The organism is Pseudomonas sp. URIL14HWK12:I5 (genome assembly GCF_900176445.1).
GTDB lineage: Bacteria > Pseudomonadota > Gammaproteobacteria > Pseudomonadales > Pseudomonadaceae > Aquipseudomonas > Aquipseudomonas monteilii.
This window is the reverse complement of the sequence record NZ_FWXQ01000004.1, coordinates 369639-384090: the sequence shown is the minus strand read 5'-3', so window position 1 is coordinate 384090 and position 14452 is coordinate 369639. Positions and strand designations below refer to the sequence as shown.

The window sequence follows — 14452 nt, the reverse complement described above, 5'->3', positions numbered from 1 at the left end:
AACATGACAAGATGTTACTGAATTGAAACATTTATCGATTTAAAGGCTGTTTTGTTCGGTTTTTGCGCGGTTTTTTGCGGTTATGATCAATTTGAATGTTCGTAAAAATTAACGATTGGGCATCGTCCATGGGCTGGGTGTCAGACGCTTCCCAAAAATGCCATTTCTCGATCCGCACCCGCCTGTGTACCTATTGCAGTGGTAATCTTCGCAGCGTGGGCGTTGATCGCCCAACAAGCCCTTACGGACAGCATTCGGTTCTATTCATGAAGAAATCAGTTGGCATCCTTTCCGGCCTGGCTATCGCCATTGCCGTCGCAACCACCGCTGGCGCCTGGTACACCGGCAAGCAGCTGCCGGCCGAGCTGGACAATGCCCTTGCCCGCAGCAACGCCGAGCTGAAGAAAGCCCTGGTGACCACCGGTGGCAGCATGAGCATCGAGCGGGTGTCGCTGGAGCAGCATTTCTTCAGCAGTACCGCCCAGTACCGCCTGAAAGCACGCGACATCAACGTGGGTGACGGCGAGGTGTTGAGTTTCGACGTGGGCGTGACCGACCAGATCGAGCACGGCCCGTTCCCCTGGTCACGGGTCAAGGCGTTCAAGCTGATGCCGGTGCTGGCGGTCAGCAACAGTAGTTTGCAAAAGGACGAAGCCACCGCACCGTGGTTTGCCGCAGCGGGTGAGCAGGCGCCGGTCAGCGCCCAAACCAGCTTGGGCTACGGCGGTAATGTGGTCAGCCAGGTTCGGCTGGCGCCGGTCAAGTTCGACGAAGCGGATGGCAACAGCCTCGACTTCTCGGGCATGCAGCTGGAGGTCAGTGGCGACAAGGAAGGCAAGGCATCCAAATTCCAAGGCCAGGCCGACCGCTTCGTGATGAAACTGGTGCATGACGACCAGCCGCCTGCCACGTTCGAGCTCAAAGGCCTGAAGATTGGCGGTAACCTGGCAGCCACCGCGCACGACGCCATCTATGTCGGTAATGCCGACCTGGCGCTGGCTGAAACCAAGGTCACCCTGGGGCCCAAACAGCAGGTAATGCTGATCAAGGGCTTCGAGCAAAATGCCCTGCAAACCCTTGATGGTCCGGATACCGTGGGCGGTCGCGTGGAGTACAAGGTTGGCGACATCACCTGGGATGGCCGTGCAGTGGGTAAGGCACAGATGGCGGTGAGCATTACTTCGGTCAATGCACCGGCGCTGCAGGCATTGTCGAAGTGGTACCAGGCGCATCTGGCGGAGTTCGAGGCCGCCGCCGACGCCGGCCAGCCGGTGCCGCAAATCCAGATGGACGACGCCGAGAAGGCCCGTTTCCAGGGTGATCTGCAGAAGCTGCTCGCCGCCAGGCCCAAGGTGGCGATTGAAAATCTGTCGTTCAAGACCGCCAATGGCGAGAGCCGCTTCAACCTGTCGATGGACTTTGCCGCCCCGTCCAGCTTCGACCTGCCGCCGGACCAGTTGAGCAAGCAGATGATCACCGAGGTGAAGAGCAAGCTGTCGTTGTCCAAGTCGATGATGGGTGACCTGGCGACCTTGCAGGCGCTGCTGGATGGTCAGACTGACGCTCAGGCGATTGCCATGCAGTCCAGCCAGGCTGGGGAGATGGTTGGCATGATGGCGCTGCAGAGTGGCATGGCGACTGTCGAAGGTAATGATGTGGTGAGCAGCCTGCACTATGCCGATGGCATGGTTGACTTCAACGGCAGGAAAATGACCGTGGAAGAGTTCGCCATGCTGATGGCGGCGCACCTGGCCGCGTTGTCGCCGCAGGGTTGATTGGTTCTGCCTGTGCTGGCCCTGTCGCCGGCACAGGCAACACAAAAACCACTTTAGTAATCGCTGGATTGTCTGTAGCCTTCGGCCTCCGATAATAATCCGTGCCCGCAGAGGGCCGTGGCGGGCAGTATGCCGTCCGGCGCCCTTAGCCGATCTGTCAGGGCCGGGTGATACACTCGATTTGACGCGCACGCGCGCCTGCAGGTCCAGCGATCATGACCCAGATTTCCGAACGCCTGTTGGTTCAGGCCCACCTCGACGCCAAGCAGCCCAACCCGCTGACAGCCGAGCAGGAGGCCGAATACCGTGCGGCCATCGCTGCCGAGCTCAAGGCCCAGAACGCAGTGCTGGTTGCCCACTATTACTGCGACCCGGTCATCCAGGCGCTGGCTGAAGAAACCGGCGGCTGCGTGTCCGACTCGCTGGAAATGGCCCGCTTCGGCAAGAACCATCCGGCCGAGACCGTGATCGTGGCTGGCGTGCGTTTCATGGGCGAAACGGCAAAAATCCTCACCCCGGAAAAGCGCGTGCTGATGCCGACCCTGGAGGCGACCTGCTCGCTCGACCTGGGTTGCCCGGTCGAAGAGTTTTCTGCGTTCTGCGACCAGCACCCTGAACGCACCGTGGTGGTTTACGCCAACACGTCCGCTGCCGTAAAGGCCCGTGCCGATTGGGTAGTGACCTCAAGCTGCGCGCTGGAAATCGTCGAAAGCCTGATGGATAACGGCGAGACCATCATCTGGGGGCCGGACCAGCACCTGGGCCGTTACATTCAGAAGCAGACCGGTGCCGACATGCTGCTGTGGGACGGTGCCTGCATCGTTCACGAAGAATTCAAATCGCGCCAGCTGGCCGACATGAAGGCACTGTACCCGGACGCAGCGATCCTGGTGCACCCTGAGTCGCCGGAAGCGGTCATCGAACTGGCCGACGCGGTGGGTTCTACCAGCCAGCTGATCAAGGCAGCGCAGACCCTGCCGAACAAGACCTTCATCGTCGCCACCGATCGCGGCATCTTCTACAAGATGCAGCAGCTGTGCCCGGACAAGGAATTCGTCGAAGCGCCTACTGCCGGCAATGGCGCGGCCTGCCGCAGCTGCGCGCACTGCCCGTGGATGGCGATGAATACCCTGGAGCGCGTGCTGCACTGCTTGCGTAATGGCGGTGATGAGATTTTCGTCGACCCGGCGCTGGTGCCCAAGGCGATCAAGCCGCTGAACCGGATGCTGGACTTTACCCAGGCTGCAAGGCTGAAACTGTCCGGTAACGCCTGACGACAGACCGCGTCGTCTTCTTCGCGGGCTCGCCCGCTCCCACAGATACAGCGCAGCGCTCGCAGGCGGTGCGATCCCTGTGGGCGCGGGCGTGCTCGCGAATGGCCTTCAGCGCCCCATCATTTCCCGCACCATGCGCTGCTGCTCCATGATCTCGCGCTGGCGCTGGTCAATCTGCGAGGCCAGCGGGAAGTTGCTGCCCGACCGGCGCTTGGCGTAATCCAATTGCTGGATCGCTTGGTCAAAGTCCCCCACCAGGGTGAAATACTCGGCCCGTGCGCGGTGCAGGCCAATGGTATTGCCCGACAAGCCCCGCACTTCAGCCATGTCATACCACACGTCCGGGTCATCCGGCCGGCTCTTGACCAGTTCGTTGAGCACCTTCTCCGCTTCGGCAGGCTTGTTCTGCTTCACCAGCAAATCGGCGCGGACCTGTTTCAGCGGGTAGTTGCCCGGATACAGCCCCTGCATCCGTTCGGCCCGCTGCTGGGCGTCGGCCAGGCGGTTGTTGGTGATGTCCAGGTCGATCTGCGCCAGGTTGTAGGTGATGTCGTTGGGTGCCTTGGCCAGTAGCGGCTTGAGCATTTCACGCGCTTCGTTCAGCTGCCCGCCTTTGATCTGAGCCAAGGCCAGGCCGTAACGCGCGGCGTCCAGTTTCGGGTCTTCGTCCAGCTGGGCACGGAAGCGCTTGGCGGCAAGCCCTGGTGTGCCTTCGTAGGTCAGCGCCACCCGGGCGCGAATCAGCTGGTAGCGCATGCTGTCTTCAATGCCGCCCTTGGGCGCCTGGTCGGCCCGGTTGCGGGTATCGGCGATACGGGATTCGGTCACAGGGTGGGTCAGCAGGAATTCAGGCGGCTTGGCGTCATAGCGATACTGGCGTGCCAGGCGCTCGAACATGGTCGGCATGTTGCGCGGGTCGTAGCCAGCCTTTTCCAGGTTCTGGATACCGATACGGTCGGCTTCCTGTTCGTTCTGGCGTGAGAACCGGCGCTGTTCCTGGATCGCCGCCGCCTGGGTACCGGCAATCATGCCGATGCCCGCATCGCCGGCGCCACCGGCGGCCAGCACGATACCGGCCAGCAACGCCGCCATCATCGGCAGCTGCATGCGCTGCTGCGCCTCGACGCCTCGGGCGAAGTGGCGCTGCGACAAGTGCGCCAGTTCGTGCGCCAGTACCGAGGCGTACTCGCCTTCGGTCTGGGCGTTGAGGAACAGCCCGCCGTTGACCCCGACAATGCCACCCGGGGCGGCAAAGGCGTTCAGCTCGCGGCTGTCGATCAGGATGAATTCCAGGCGCCGGTCCTGCAGCTGGCTGGTTTCGGCCAGTTTGTAGACGCTGGTTTCGACATAGTCCTTGAGCTGTGGGTCGTTCAGCTGGTTGACCTGGCCACGCAGCAGGCTTAGCCAGGCGCGGCCCAGCTGGTGCTCCTGTTGCGGCGAAACGATCGCGGAACTGGCGTCACCCAGTGATGGCAGGTCGTCAGCATGGCCGGGAAGGGCCATCAGGCAGGCCAGCGTCAGCAGGGTAGGGCGCAGTAGATTCATGCATGAAGCTCGCGTCGGTCAAAGATACCTACTGTAGCGGGCTCACACGTTGGCGACCAGTGGCGCTATCCTAGCCGACCCTGTCAGCAAGCAGTCTGGCAACGCCTTTGGAGACCCTGCGATGAGTGACACCCTGACCTGCGATGCCGAACTGGACGCCAGCGGGCTGAATTGCCCTTTGCCGCTGCTCAAAGCCAAGATGGAGCTCAATCGCCTTGCCAGTGGCGCGGTACTCAAGGTGATCGCCACGGATGCCGGGTCGCAGCGTGACTTCCGCACTTTCGCCCAGTTGGCCGGTCATACCCTGCTGCGTGAAACGGCCGAGGCCGGCACCTACACTTACTGGCTGCGCAAGGCCTGAGTCTTTACCAAGGATCGTCAATGTTCAAAGTGCTTCGCGACTGGATGCAGCGCTACTTCTCCGATGAAGAAGCAGTGGTGCTGGCGGTCCTTCTGTTTCTGGCTTTCACGGCTGTTCTTACCTTGGGCGGCATGCTCGCGCCCGTGCTGGCGGGTATGGTGCTGGCGTTCTTGATGCAGGGCCTGGTCAACGCCCTGGAGCGTGTGCGGGTACCGACGCGGCTGGCGGTAATGTTGGTGTTCGCCCTGTTCATGGGTGCGCTGGCGCTGTTCATGCTGGTGCTGGTGCCGCTGCTGTGGCACCAGCTTATTACCCTGTTCAACGAGCTGCCGGGCATGCTCGGTAAGTGGCAGTCGCTGCTTTTGCTGCTGCCCGAGCGCTACCCGCACCTGGTGTCGGACGAGCAGGTGCTGCATGCCATCGAGTCGGTACGTGGCGAAATCGGCAAGTTTGGCCAGTGGGCGCTGACCTTCTCGCTGTCGAGCCTGCCGTTGCTGGTCAATGCCATGATCTACCTGGTGCTGGTGCCGATCCTGGTGTTCTTCTTCCTCAAGGACCGCGAACTGATCGGGCGCTGGGTGAGTGGCTATCTGCCGCGCCAGCGCACCCTGCTGAACCGCGTGGGCAGCGAGATGAACCGGCAGATCGCCAACTACATCCGTGGCAAGGGCATCGAAATTCTGATTTGTGGCATTGCCACCTACATCGCCTTCATCAGCCTGGGGCTCAACTACGCTGCACTGCTGGCGCTGCTGGTGGGGCTGTCAGTGGTAGTGCCCTACGTGGGGGCGGTGGTGGTGACGGTGCCGGTGACGCTGATTGCGCTGTTCCAGTGGGGCTGGGGCGACCAGTTCATCTACCTGATGACGGTGTACGCGATCATCCAGGCGCTGGATGGCAACGTGCTGGTACCGTTGCTGTTCTCCGAGGCGGTGAGCCTGCACCCGGTGGCGATCATTTGCGCGGTACTGCTGTTTGGCGGGTTGTGGGGGTTCTGGGGGATTTTCTTCGCCATCCCGCTGGCGACCCTGATCAAGGCCGTGCTGGATGCCTGGCCGCGGCAGGAGCCTAGCGTTTCACCGATGCTTTGATCTGATTGGGGCCGCTTTGCGGCCCCAAACGATCTCAAGCCTTGTTCAGCGCTTGGGCTGCTGCCAATACGGCATCCACGTGCCCTGGCACCTTCACCCCACGCCATTCCTGGCGCAGTACACCCTTCTTGTCGATCAGGAAGGTGCTGCGGTCAACGCCCATGTATTCCTTGCCGTACAGCTTCTTCAGCTTGATCACGTCGAACAGCTGGCACAGGGCTTCGTCCTTGTCGCTGATCAGCTCGAACGGGAAGCCTTGCTTGGCCTTGAAGTTCTCGTGCGACTTGATGCCATCGCGCGACACGCCGAACACCACGGTGTTGGCGGCGGCAAAGGCGTCATGCTGGTCGCGGAACCCCTGGCCTTCGGTGGTGCAGCCCGGCGTGCTGTCCTTCGGGTAGAAGTACACCACCACTTGCTGGCCCTTGAGTTCGGCCAGGCTGACGGTTTGCCCGCTGGTGGCCTGGGCCTGAAAGTCCGCAACAGGTTGGTCGAGTGCTACAGCCATGGTGGTTTCCTTACATGGGGTTCTGTGGGCGCCAAGGTTCGATCAGCGCATCCAGGTTCAGGGCATCGGCAAAGTCCAGGAACTGGTCACGCAACCAGCTGATTTGCGTACCGGCCGGCAGAATCACGGTGAACTGGGCGTTGAGCATGCTGCTGCCGGTTTGCGGAGCCAGGTAGGTGTCGCAGGTCATGGCTTCCAGCTCGACGCGGTGGTCGAGGAAGAACTGGCACAGCTCGTTGATGATGTCCGGGCGGTAGGCGGCGCTGACGTAGGCCACGTACGGCAGGGCCTGCGGGCGCACTTCCTGGTCGGCGCTGCGCACCACGTCCAGGGTCAGGCCATGTTTTTTGCCCAGGCCCGGCAGGGTGGACTCCAGGCGCGCCAGGGCGTCCCAGCTGCCGCCCACTTGCAGCACCAGGGCGCTGGTCTCGCCGTGGCGACTCAGGCGCGAGGTGACCACCGCGCAGCGGTTTTCGAAAGCGGCGCGGCTGAGGACGTTGGCCAGTTCCATGGGGTTCGGGCCCAAGGCACTGATGACAAGGAATTGTTCGCGGACGGTGGGGGTGGACATGCAGCATTCCTAAAGCGATGAGCGGTCGGTACAGGACGGGCGAAAGCCTCCTGTCGGCAGGGCCCGGGGCTCGCATGCGAGGTCGTGGACGCTGGCGGGGAGCAAGGTCGACGGCCCGGCGGGCCGCGCTGCACCGATCAAAGGATCAAGGGTAGCGAAATAAGGCGCCGAGGGGAATGCTCCGCCTGCCTGCTTCGCTTGTGCAAGGCCGATGCCCCCAGTACCATTACGGCTCTCTTTTTCCGGCAGGAGCAGTTACATGATTGCGGGCAGTATGGTGGCATTGGTCACACCCATGGATGCACAAGGGCGTGTGGACTGGGGCAGCCTCGACAAACTTGTAGACTTCCACCTGGAAAACGGCACCCATGCGATCGTCGCTGTAGGCACCACGGGTGAGTCCGCCACGCTGGATGTCGAAGAACACATCCTGGTCATCAAGCACGTGGTCGAGCGCGTCAAACGCAGCAGCCGCCGCGTTCCGGTCATTGCCGGTACCGGTGCCAACGCCACTGCCGAAGCCGTGCACCTGACCCAGAACGCCAAGAGCGCCGGTGCCGATGCCTGCCTGCTGGTAGTGCCGTACTACAACAAGCCGACGCAAGAAGGCCTGTACCAGCACTTCAAGCACATTGCCGAAGCCGTCGACATTCCGCAGATCCTCTACAACGTACCCGGCCGCACCTCCTGCGACATGCAGGCCGAGACCGTGATCCGCCTGTCGACCGTGCCGAACATCATCGGCATCAAGGAAGCCACCGGCGACCTGGTCCGCGCCAAGGCCATCCTCGATGGCGTCAGCAAGGACTTCATCGTCCTGTCCGGCGATGACCCGACTGCCGTCGAGCTGATCCTGATGGGCGGCAAGGGCAACATTTCTGTTACCGCCAACGTCGCCCCGCGTGAAATGGCCGATCTGTGCGAGGCCGCCCTTGAGGGCAATGCCGAGAAGGCCCGCGCGATCAACGAAAAACTCATGCCGCTGCACAAAGACCTGTTCTGCGAAGCCAACCCGATCCCGGTGAAGTGGGCGCTCGTCGAAATGGGCCTGATGCAAAAGGGCATTCGCCTGCCACTGACCTGGCTAAGCGAAGGCTGCCACGAAAAAGTCCGTACTGCCTTGCGCCAGTCCGGCGTACTGGTTTAAGAGGAAGTACACCGCATGAAGCGACTGGCTGGTCTTTCCGCCCTTGCCCTGATTATCTCCAGCACCAGTGGGTGTGGCTGGCTGTGGGGCGAGGATGGCTATTTCCGCGACCGCGGCAGCGACTACCTGCAGGCGCACCCGACTGCGCCGATGCAGCTGCCGCCGGACGCCAGCAACGTCAAACGCCTTGACCCGCTGCTGCCCATTCCGCGTAACGTCGCCGACGATCACGTCACGGGCGAGTTCGAAGTGCCGCGCCCGCAACCCCTGACCGGCGGTGCCGCCCAGGTCACCGACTACAGCCTGCAACGCAGCGGCAGCAGCCGTTGGGTGCTGGCCCAGCACTCGCCAGCCGAAGTGTGGCCGGTGGCTCGCCAGTTCTTCGAGGACAATGGCTTCCGCATCGCTGAGGAGCGCCCGCAGACCGGTGAGTTCAACACCACCTGGCAGCGTTTCGACGAGCTGTCGGCATCGCTTGGCCAGCGCCTGGCGAGCACCGCCAGCAGCGGTGACAGCGAAGTGCGCGTGCGTGTCCGCATGGAGCCGGGCGTGCAGCGCAACACCTCCGAGGTGTATGTGGTCAGCGTCGAGCGCCCGGCCGGCAGCACCGCCGAGCCTGACTTCCCGTCCACCTCCAGCAACACGGGTGCCGATGCCCTGCTGGTCGACGAAATGCTCGCCAGCATGAACCGCAGCGCCGAGAAAGGCGGTTCGGTATCGCTGTTGGCCGCGCGCGATTTCGACGCGCCAAGCCGTGTCAGCCTGAGCGAAGACGGCAGCGGCAACCCGGTGCTGTACCTGGGTTCCGACCTGGACCGTGCCTGGTCTGGCGTAGGCCGTGCCCTGGAGCAGGGTGGCGAGTGGCGTGTTGAAGACATCAACCGCAGCCTGGGCCTGTACTACATCAACCTGTCGGAAAAACCGGACGACAAGCAGAACCAGCCTGGCTTCTTCGGCCGGATGTTCGGCAGCGAGCCGACCAAGGAAGAGCGTGAAGCCCGTGCCGAGCGCTACCAGGTTCGCCTGAGCAAGGTGGGTGATAGCGTGCAGGTCACGGTCGAGAAAAACATCAACACCGTTGCCCCGGCCGATGTCGCCCGCCGCGTGCTGAGCGCCATTCAGGACCACCTGGGCTAAGTGCGCTTCGCGGTACTCGGAAGCGGCAGCCAAGGGAACGGCACGCTGATCGCCAGTGGTGACACGTTCATCCTGGTCGATTGCGGCTTTTCCCTGCGCGAAACCGAGCGGCGCCTGGCGCTGCTCGGTGTATCGGCGGCTCAGCTCAGTGCGGTGCTGGTGACCCACGAACATGCCGACCACGTGCATGGGGTGGGCTTGCTGTCGCGGCGCTACAATGTACCGGTCTACCTCAGCCAAGGCACGTTGCGCGGCATGCGCAAGCCGGTGGAGGTGGCCGGTTTTCTCGCTTGTGGCCAAAGCCTGCGTATCGGCAGCCTGGAAGTGACCGCCGCGCGGGTCGAGCACGATGCCTACGAGCCGTTGCAATACGTGATCAGCGATGGCCAGCGGCGCTTCGGTATGCTGACCGACCTGGGCTCTTATGACGCGCTGTTGCTGGAGCGTTACCAGGGCCTGGATGCATTGTTGATCGAGGCCAACCACTGCCGCGACCTGCTGGCACGCGGTCACTACCCGGCCTTCTTGAAGCAGCGGGTAGGGGGCATGCAAGGGCATTTGAACAATCACCAGGCCGCGCGCCTGGTGCACGAGTTGGGCTGGAACAACCTGCAACACCTGGTGCTGGCCCACCTCAGCAGCAAGAACAACCTGCCACACTTGGCTCGCCAGTGCTTCGTCGACACCCTTGGGTGCGACCCGGACTGGCTCCAGGTGGCGAATCAGGAACACGGGCTCGACTGGCGCGAAATCGCCTAGCCCAACACCTCAAGCAAGCGGAGCCCAATCATGGAAAAACGCGACGAACTCTACCGCGGCAAGGCCAAATCGGTTTACAAGACCGACGACGCCGACCGCTTGATCCTGCTGTTCCGTAACGACACCTCGGCGTTCGACGGCAAGCGCATCGAACAACTCGACCGCAAAGGCATGGTGAACAACAAGTTCAACGCCTTCATCATGCAGAAGCTGGAAGAAGCCGGCGTGCCGACCCAGTTCGACAAGCTGCTGGGCGACAACGAGTGCCTGGTGAAGAAGCTGGACATGATCCCGGTCGAATGCGTAGTGCGTAACTACGCCGCCGGCAGCCTGGTCAAGCGCCTGGGCGTGGAGGAGGGCATCAAGCTGGAGCCGTCCACCTTCGAGCTGTTCCTGAAGAACGATGAGAAGGGCGACCCCTTCATCAACGAATCCCACGTTGTCGCGTTCGGCTGGGGCACCGCCGAGCAGCTGGTGGAAATGAAAAAGCTGTCGCTGAAAGTCAACGAAGTGCTGAGCAAGCTGTTCGATGACGCCGGCCTCCTGCTGGTCGACTTCAAGCTGGAGTTCGGCGTATTCCACGGCCAGATCGTGCTGGGCGACGAGTTCAGCCCGGACGGTTGCCGCCTGTGGGACAAAGAAACCCGCAAGAAGATGGACAAGGACCGCTTCCGCCAGGGCCTGGGCGACGTGATCGAAGCCTACGAAGAAGTTGCCAAGCGCCTGGGCGTGCCGCTGTAAGCGGCGCGTTCACGCAAGCGCCTGATACCACGCGATTTTTTTGAAAAAAAGGTTTGCGTTTTTAAAAAACGCTGGTAAGATGCGCGGCATTGGAGAGATGCCGGAGTGGTCGAACGGGACGGATTCGAAATCCGTTGTACTGGCAACAGTACCTAGGGTTCAAATCCCTATCTCTCCGCCATACATCGAGAAGCCCCGCAGATTTAGATCTGCGGGGCTTTTTCGTTCTGGACCATCGAGAATCGGCATATCGCCGCTCATTTTTTCATCATCCCCAATTCAGCATCATCCAGCAGCGCCTTGGCCATCGCGCTGAGGTAATGCGAAGCCCAGATCAGTTTCCGGTCGTCGTCCATCAAGCCGGTGATGATCAGGTCGCGGACGTAGCCCATCGGTTCGGATGCCTGTTTACGAGCGTCCTGGCAGGGGATGTCGGGCGCTGGCTTGCTGGCGATGGTCTGCGAAGCAGGCCTGTTGTAGAGCCGTTTTTCGCAACATTTTGTCTTGAACTGCCAATGTCACCTTGCGCTACAATGCGCTCCTCTAATACGCCTTTCACGCCCAGACCAAACGCCGTAATGATTACGCGCTGGGCGATGACCTTTTTCTGACATGGATTCGTTGGATGCTTCGCGCCGTACTGGTCTCCCTCTATGCCCTTCGCTGGACGGCTGAATTGTCGTCTGCAGCCAGTGCTGCACCCTCTCTGAAATCCCCGCACAACGTCGAATGCTGCCGCCAGACCCTGGCTGCGGTACGCGGCTGTGCGCCCCACCGAAAATGGAGTGCTCCACTTGCGTAAGAAATTCGTCGCGTCCCTCTTGGCGGTTGCCATCGCCTCTACCACGGCCTGTGCACAGCTCGGGATCAGCAAAGAGCAAGCGGGCACCGTGATCGGTGGCCTGGCCGGTGTGGCCATCGGCTCGACCATGGGCAGCGGCAACGGCAAGATAGCCGCGGCCCTGATTGCAGGTGGCATCGGTGCCTACGTGGGCAACCGCATTGGCCACATGCTGGATGAGAAGGACCAGCAGGCCCTGGCGCTGCGCACCCAGGAAGTGTTGAGCCAACAGCAGACTACCGCCAGCGCCCAGCCGGTGACCTGGACATCCGACCACTCGGGCGCCACCGCGCAGATCGTGCCGGGCAAGGAATACACCCAGACCAAGAAGGTCGAGGTCAAGCGCGCGCCGAAGATTCAGGCGGTGCCGTCGATGAAGCTGATCAACGAACCCTACGTGACCATCAGCGACAACCTGAACGTGCGTGCCGCGGCTAACCAGAACGGTGAAAAAGTCGGCAGCCTGAAGAACCACACCGAGTTCACCGCCGTCGGCTCCACGGGTGACTGGATCCTGGTCGGCCGCAAGGGCGTGACTGTTGGCTATGTGCACAAGAACTACGTCGAACCGAAGGCGCAGGCAGTTGCCAAGCGCGTAACGCCGGCAGTGAACCTGGACGAACTGGACGTAGCCGCCAGCAAGGAAACCCAAGGCTTCGACCTGGACTCGGTGCAGTCGCTGCCGACCGAAACCGTCGCTGCCGAAGCGGCCTGCCGCCCGGTCACGGTCAACCTGAAGTCGCAAAGCGGCAAGACCGAGCAAGAGCAGAACACCTTCTGCAAACAAGCCAACGGCACCTGGGAACTGATCTGAGGAACTCCATGAAAAAGCACGCGCTCGCGCTGGCTGTGATCGGCGCTTGTGGTCTGGTACCGCAGGCGTTCGCCCATGAGCTGGCCTTCTCGAAGAAAGAAAACATCAAGGTCGAAGTACCTGGGGACGCCACCACCTGGTGCAAACCCGAGGTCGAGCTGACCATCACCCGTCCGGCCTGGGACAACCAGGAGCTGCTATCGGGCTTGCTGACCAAGCTGCCGTTCGTGTTCGCCAAGGACTGCTCGACCGCCAAGGTGAGCTGGAAAGCCGTGGACGCCAAAGGCAACCTCTACGCCAGCGGTTCGGGCAATGCCAGCAACCTGGGCCTGGTGACCCTGGCCGCCGCGCCTGCCGCTGTCGCTGCTGTTCCGGCACCCGCTCCGTCTGCGCCAGCCCCGGCACCTGCACCGGCAGAAGCCCCGGCGGCTGTTGCTCCAGCCCCAGCGCCTGAGCCAGCTCCTGCGGTAGTCGAACCGACACCTGCGAAAGTAGAAGCAGCCCCTGCTGCAGTGCCAGCTCCAGCCGTTGCCGCAGAGCCCGCACCAGCACCAGCAGCCGAAACCCCCGCCGCAGCGCCTGCCGCTCCGCCCGTCGCAGCCCCTGCCGCCGCAGTAGCCGCAGCCCCCACCTCGGATTTCGGTCGCGCCGTGGTCCTGGAAAACCGCAACCTGATGCAGGTAACGGACGGTTCTGGCTGCAAATGGGTACTCAGCCGCGAGATCATCAGCAACGGTGACACCCTGTCGTTCGGCACCACCCCGGCCATGCCGTGCCCGGCGTCCGGTTTTGGCGAAGGCAACTTCGAAAAAATCAGCTGGAAGGCCGTGGGCACCTACCGTGGGGATAACTGGAGCCGCGTATACGTGCACCCGAGCGGCCTGATTTTCAACAAGGTCTACGAGCCTGCGGTCAAGGACAAGGCCGTTTCCTACCTCACGGCAGACGCTGGCCAGGCCGCATTCCTGGTGGGCGAGATCCCCAGCCGGCAGATGAAGGTGTACCTGGCCTTCACCCGTGGCAGCTACGGCGTGCTCCGTCCGTTCGGCAGCGACCCTTACTACGTGGCAGTAACCCCGGACGAGTCGTTCGCTCTGGACGCAGCCAAGTACAAGGAAGCTGCGCTGGAAATCTTTGACCTGATCAAGACCACCTCGCCGACCACCACCGACGTGGCCGACCTGCTCATCGTCAAAGACATTTCGGCGATCACGAACAACATGTGGGGCAACGACGCGCAGAAGATCACCCGCAACCGCATCGGCATCAATCGCCAAGGCCTGTTCTTCGATGTGCGCGATGGCGCGAACTGGGCGGTTCAGCGTGAGGAGCAGCGCGTGCGTGAGGCGCGCCTGCGTCAACAGGAACTGGCCAGCGTCCACACCCGCGTACTGGAGCGTTACCAGCAGTTGCAAGACGGCATGAGCGAGTTCAAAGGGCGCGAAACCGAAGCCCTGGCACAAATGGCCGGCATCAAGGTGCGCTTCGCTTCGCCGCTGGAACAGCAAAACCCGGCAACCTCGGCCCGCGTGGCGCCGATGATGGTCCACGTCACCGGCAAGCAGGGCGACTTCTACGCCATCGACTTCCCGAGCAAGGGCCGCCTGGTGGCGGACGAGGAGTACAGCGAAGGCTGGTACGTGGCGCAAGTGGCCAACGCCACGCCGTACTACCCGCTGGACGATGGCCGCGCGGTGCCCACATACCGTGCCTATAACGCGGGCGAGCCCCAGGCATGCAAACAGGACAAGTGTGCGGACCTCGTGTCGTTCGGCGCCGTGCTGGCCAAGGAATTCCCTAACGCCGGTATCGATTTCAGTTGGACCCCCGAGGTCTCCCAAAAGTACGTGAACGACTGGAACAACGCTTCCGCCATGGTCCAGTGAGG

13 protein-coding genes, 1 tRNA gene and 1 pseudogene are annotated in these 14452 nt (G+C 62.3%); 11 read left to right on the top strand and 4 right to left on the bottom strand.

The features are described 5' to 3' along the window. Positions 1 to 266 precede the first annotated feature (266 nt). Both B9A31_RS12245 and nadA read left to right on the top strand, forming a co-directional pair. Positions 267 to 1775, top strand: a complete 1509-nt coding sequence (locus B9A31_RS12245; RefSeq protein ID WP_084297021.1) for a YdgA family protein — start codon at positions 267 to 269, stop codon at positions 1773 to 1775. A gap of 215 nt (positions 1776 to 1990) precedes the next feature. Next, complete coding sequence (gene nadA / locus B9A31_RS12240; protein ID WP_016711984.1) at positions 1991 to 3049, top strand: quinolinate synthase NadA; 1059 nt, start codon at positions 1991 to 1993, stop codon at positions 3047 to 3049. Positions 3050 to 3157: 108 nt separating this feature from the next. Here the strand turns inward: nadA and B9A31_RS12235 are convergent, their stop codons facing one another. Continuing rightward, positions 3158 to 4594, bottom strand: coding sequence for a M48 family metalloprotease (locus B9A31_RS12235; RefSeq protein ID WP_016711983.1), 1437 nt, complete (start codon positions 4592 to 4594; stop codon positions 3158 to 3160). Between the two features lie 121 nt (positions 4595 to 4715). On the opposite strand from B9A31_RS12235, the gene B9A31_RS12230 reads away from it, so the two are divergent. Together B9A31_RS12230 and B9A31_RS12225 are read left to right on the top strand one after the other, a co-directional pair. Continuing rightward, positions 4716 to 4955: a sulfurtransferase TusA family protein gene (locus B9A31_RS12230; RefSeq protein ID WP_008097503.1), complete on the top strand. Its 240-nt coding sequence runs from the start codon at positions 4716 to 4718 to the stop codon at positions 4953 to 4955. Positions 4956 to 4975: 20 nt separating this feature from the next. Further along, entirely contained in the window at positions 4976 to 6046 is a 1071-nt protein-coding gene (locus tag B9A31_RS12225; protein ID WP_019098477.1) for an AI-2E family transporter, read from the top strand. A 34-nt stretch (positions 6047 to 6080) separates the two neighbouring features. Here the strand turns inward: B9A31_RS12225 and B9A31_RS12220 are convergent, their stop codons facing one another. Next, positions 6081 to 6554 carry a peroxiredoxin gene (locus B9A31_RS12220; protein ID WP_016711981.1) on the bottom strand — a complete coding sequence of 158 codons (474 nt, stop codon included), beginning with the start codon at positions 6552 to 6554 and terminating at the stop codon, positions 6081 to 6083. A gap of 10 nt (positions 6555 to 6564) precedes the next feature. Beyond that, complete coding sequence (locus tag B9A31_RS12215) at positions 6565 to 7125, bottom strand: glycine cleavage system transcriptional repressor (RefSeq protein WP_003254741.1); 561 nt, start codon at positions 7123 to 7125, stop codon at positions 6565 to 6567. A 259-nt stretch (positions 7126 to 7384) separates the two neighbouring features. Here B9A31_RS12215 and dapA point away from each other — a divergent pair, with 259 nt between their 5' ends. The 5 genes from dapA to B9A31_RS12190 all read left to right on the top strand — a co-directional run bounded on the left by dapA (position 7385) and on the right by B9A31_RS12190 (position 11090). Beyond that, the gene (gene dapA, locus B9A31_RS12210; RefSeq protein ID WP_019098479.1) at positions 7385 to 8272 is read left to right on the top strand and encodes a 4-hydroxy-tetrahydrodipicolinate synthase; all 888 of its coding nucleotides are present in this window, start codon (positions 7385 to 7387) and stop codon (positions 8270 to 8272) included. A 15-nt stretch (positions 8273 to 8287) separates the two neighbouring features. Next, the gene (gene bamC / locus B9A31_RS12205; protein WP_016711979.1) at positions 8288 to 9409 is read left to right on the top strand and encodes an outer membrane protein assembly factor BamC; all 1122 of its coding nucleotides are present in this window, start codon (positions 8288 to 8290) and stop codon (positions 9407 to 9409) included. Beyond that, positions 9410 to 10168 (top strand): MBL fold metallo-hydrolase, encoded by a 759-nt coding sequence (locus B9A31_RS12200; protein ID WP_019098480.1) that lies wholly within the window; start codon positions 9410 to 9412, stop codon positions 10166 to 10168. Between the two features lie 30 nt (positions 10169 to 10198). Then, positions 10199 to 10909, top strand: a complete 711-nt coding sequence (gene purC, locus B9A31_RS12195; protein ID WP_011535129.1) for a phosphoribosylaminoimidazolesuccinocarboxamide synthase — start codon at positions 10199 to 10201, stop codon at positions 10907 to 10909. Positions 10910 to 11000: 91 nt separating this feature from the next. Then, positions 11001 to 11090: transfer RNA gene (locus B9A31_RS12190), tRNA-Ser, on the top strand. Positions 11091 to 11166: 76 nt separating this feature from the next. Here B9A31_RS12190 and B9A31_RS12185 read toward each other — a convergent pair. Further along, positions 11167 to 11346, bottom strand: a pseudogene (locus B9A31_RS12185) (DUF3077 domain-containing protein); the annotation flags it as partial. 357 nt (positions 11347 to 11703) lie between these two features. Here B9A31_RS12185 and B9A31_RS12175 point away from each other — a divergent pair. Together B9A31_RS12175 and B9A31_RS12170 are read left to right on the top strand one after the other, a co-directional pair. After that, positions 11704 to 12564: an SH3 domain-containing protein gene (locus B9A31_RS12175; RefSeq protein WP_084297020.1), complete on the top strand. Its 861-nt coding sequence runs from the start codon at positions 11704 to 11706 to the stop codon at positions 12562 to 12564. 8 nt (positions 12565 to 12572) lie between these two features. Then, positions 12573 to 14450: a hypothetical protein gene (locus tag B9A31_RS12170; RefSeq protein WP_084297019.1), complete on the top strand. Its 1878-nt coding sequence runs from the start codon at positions 12573 to 12575 to the stop codon at positions 14448 to 14450. Positions 14451 to 14452 lie beyond the last annotated feature (2 nt).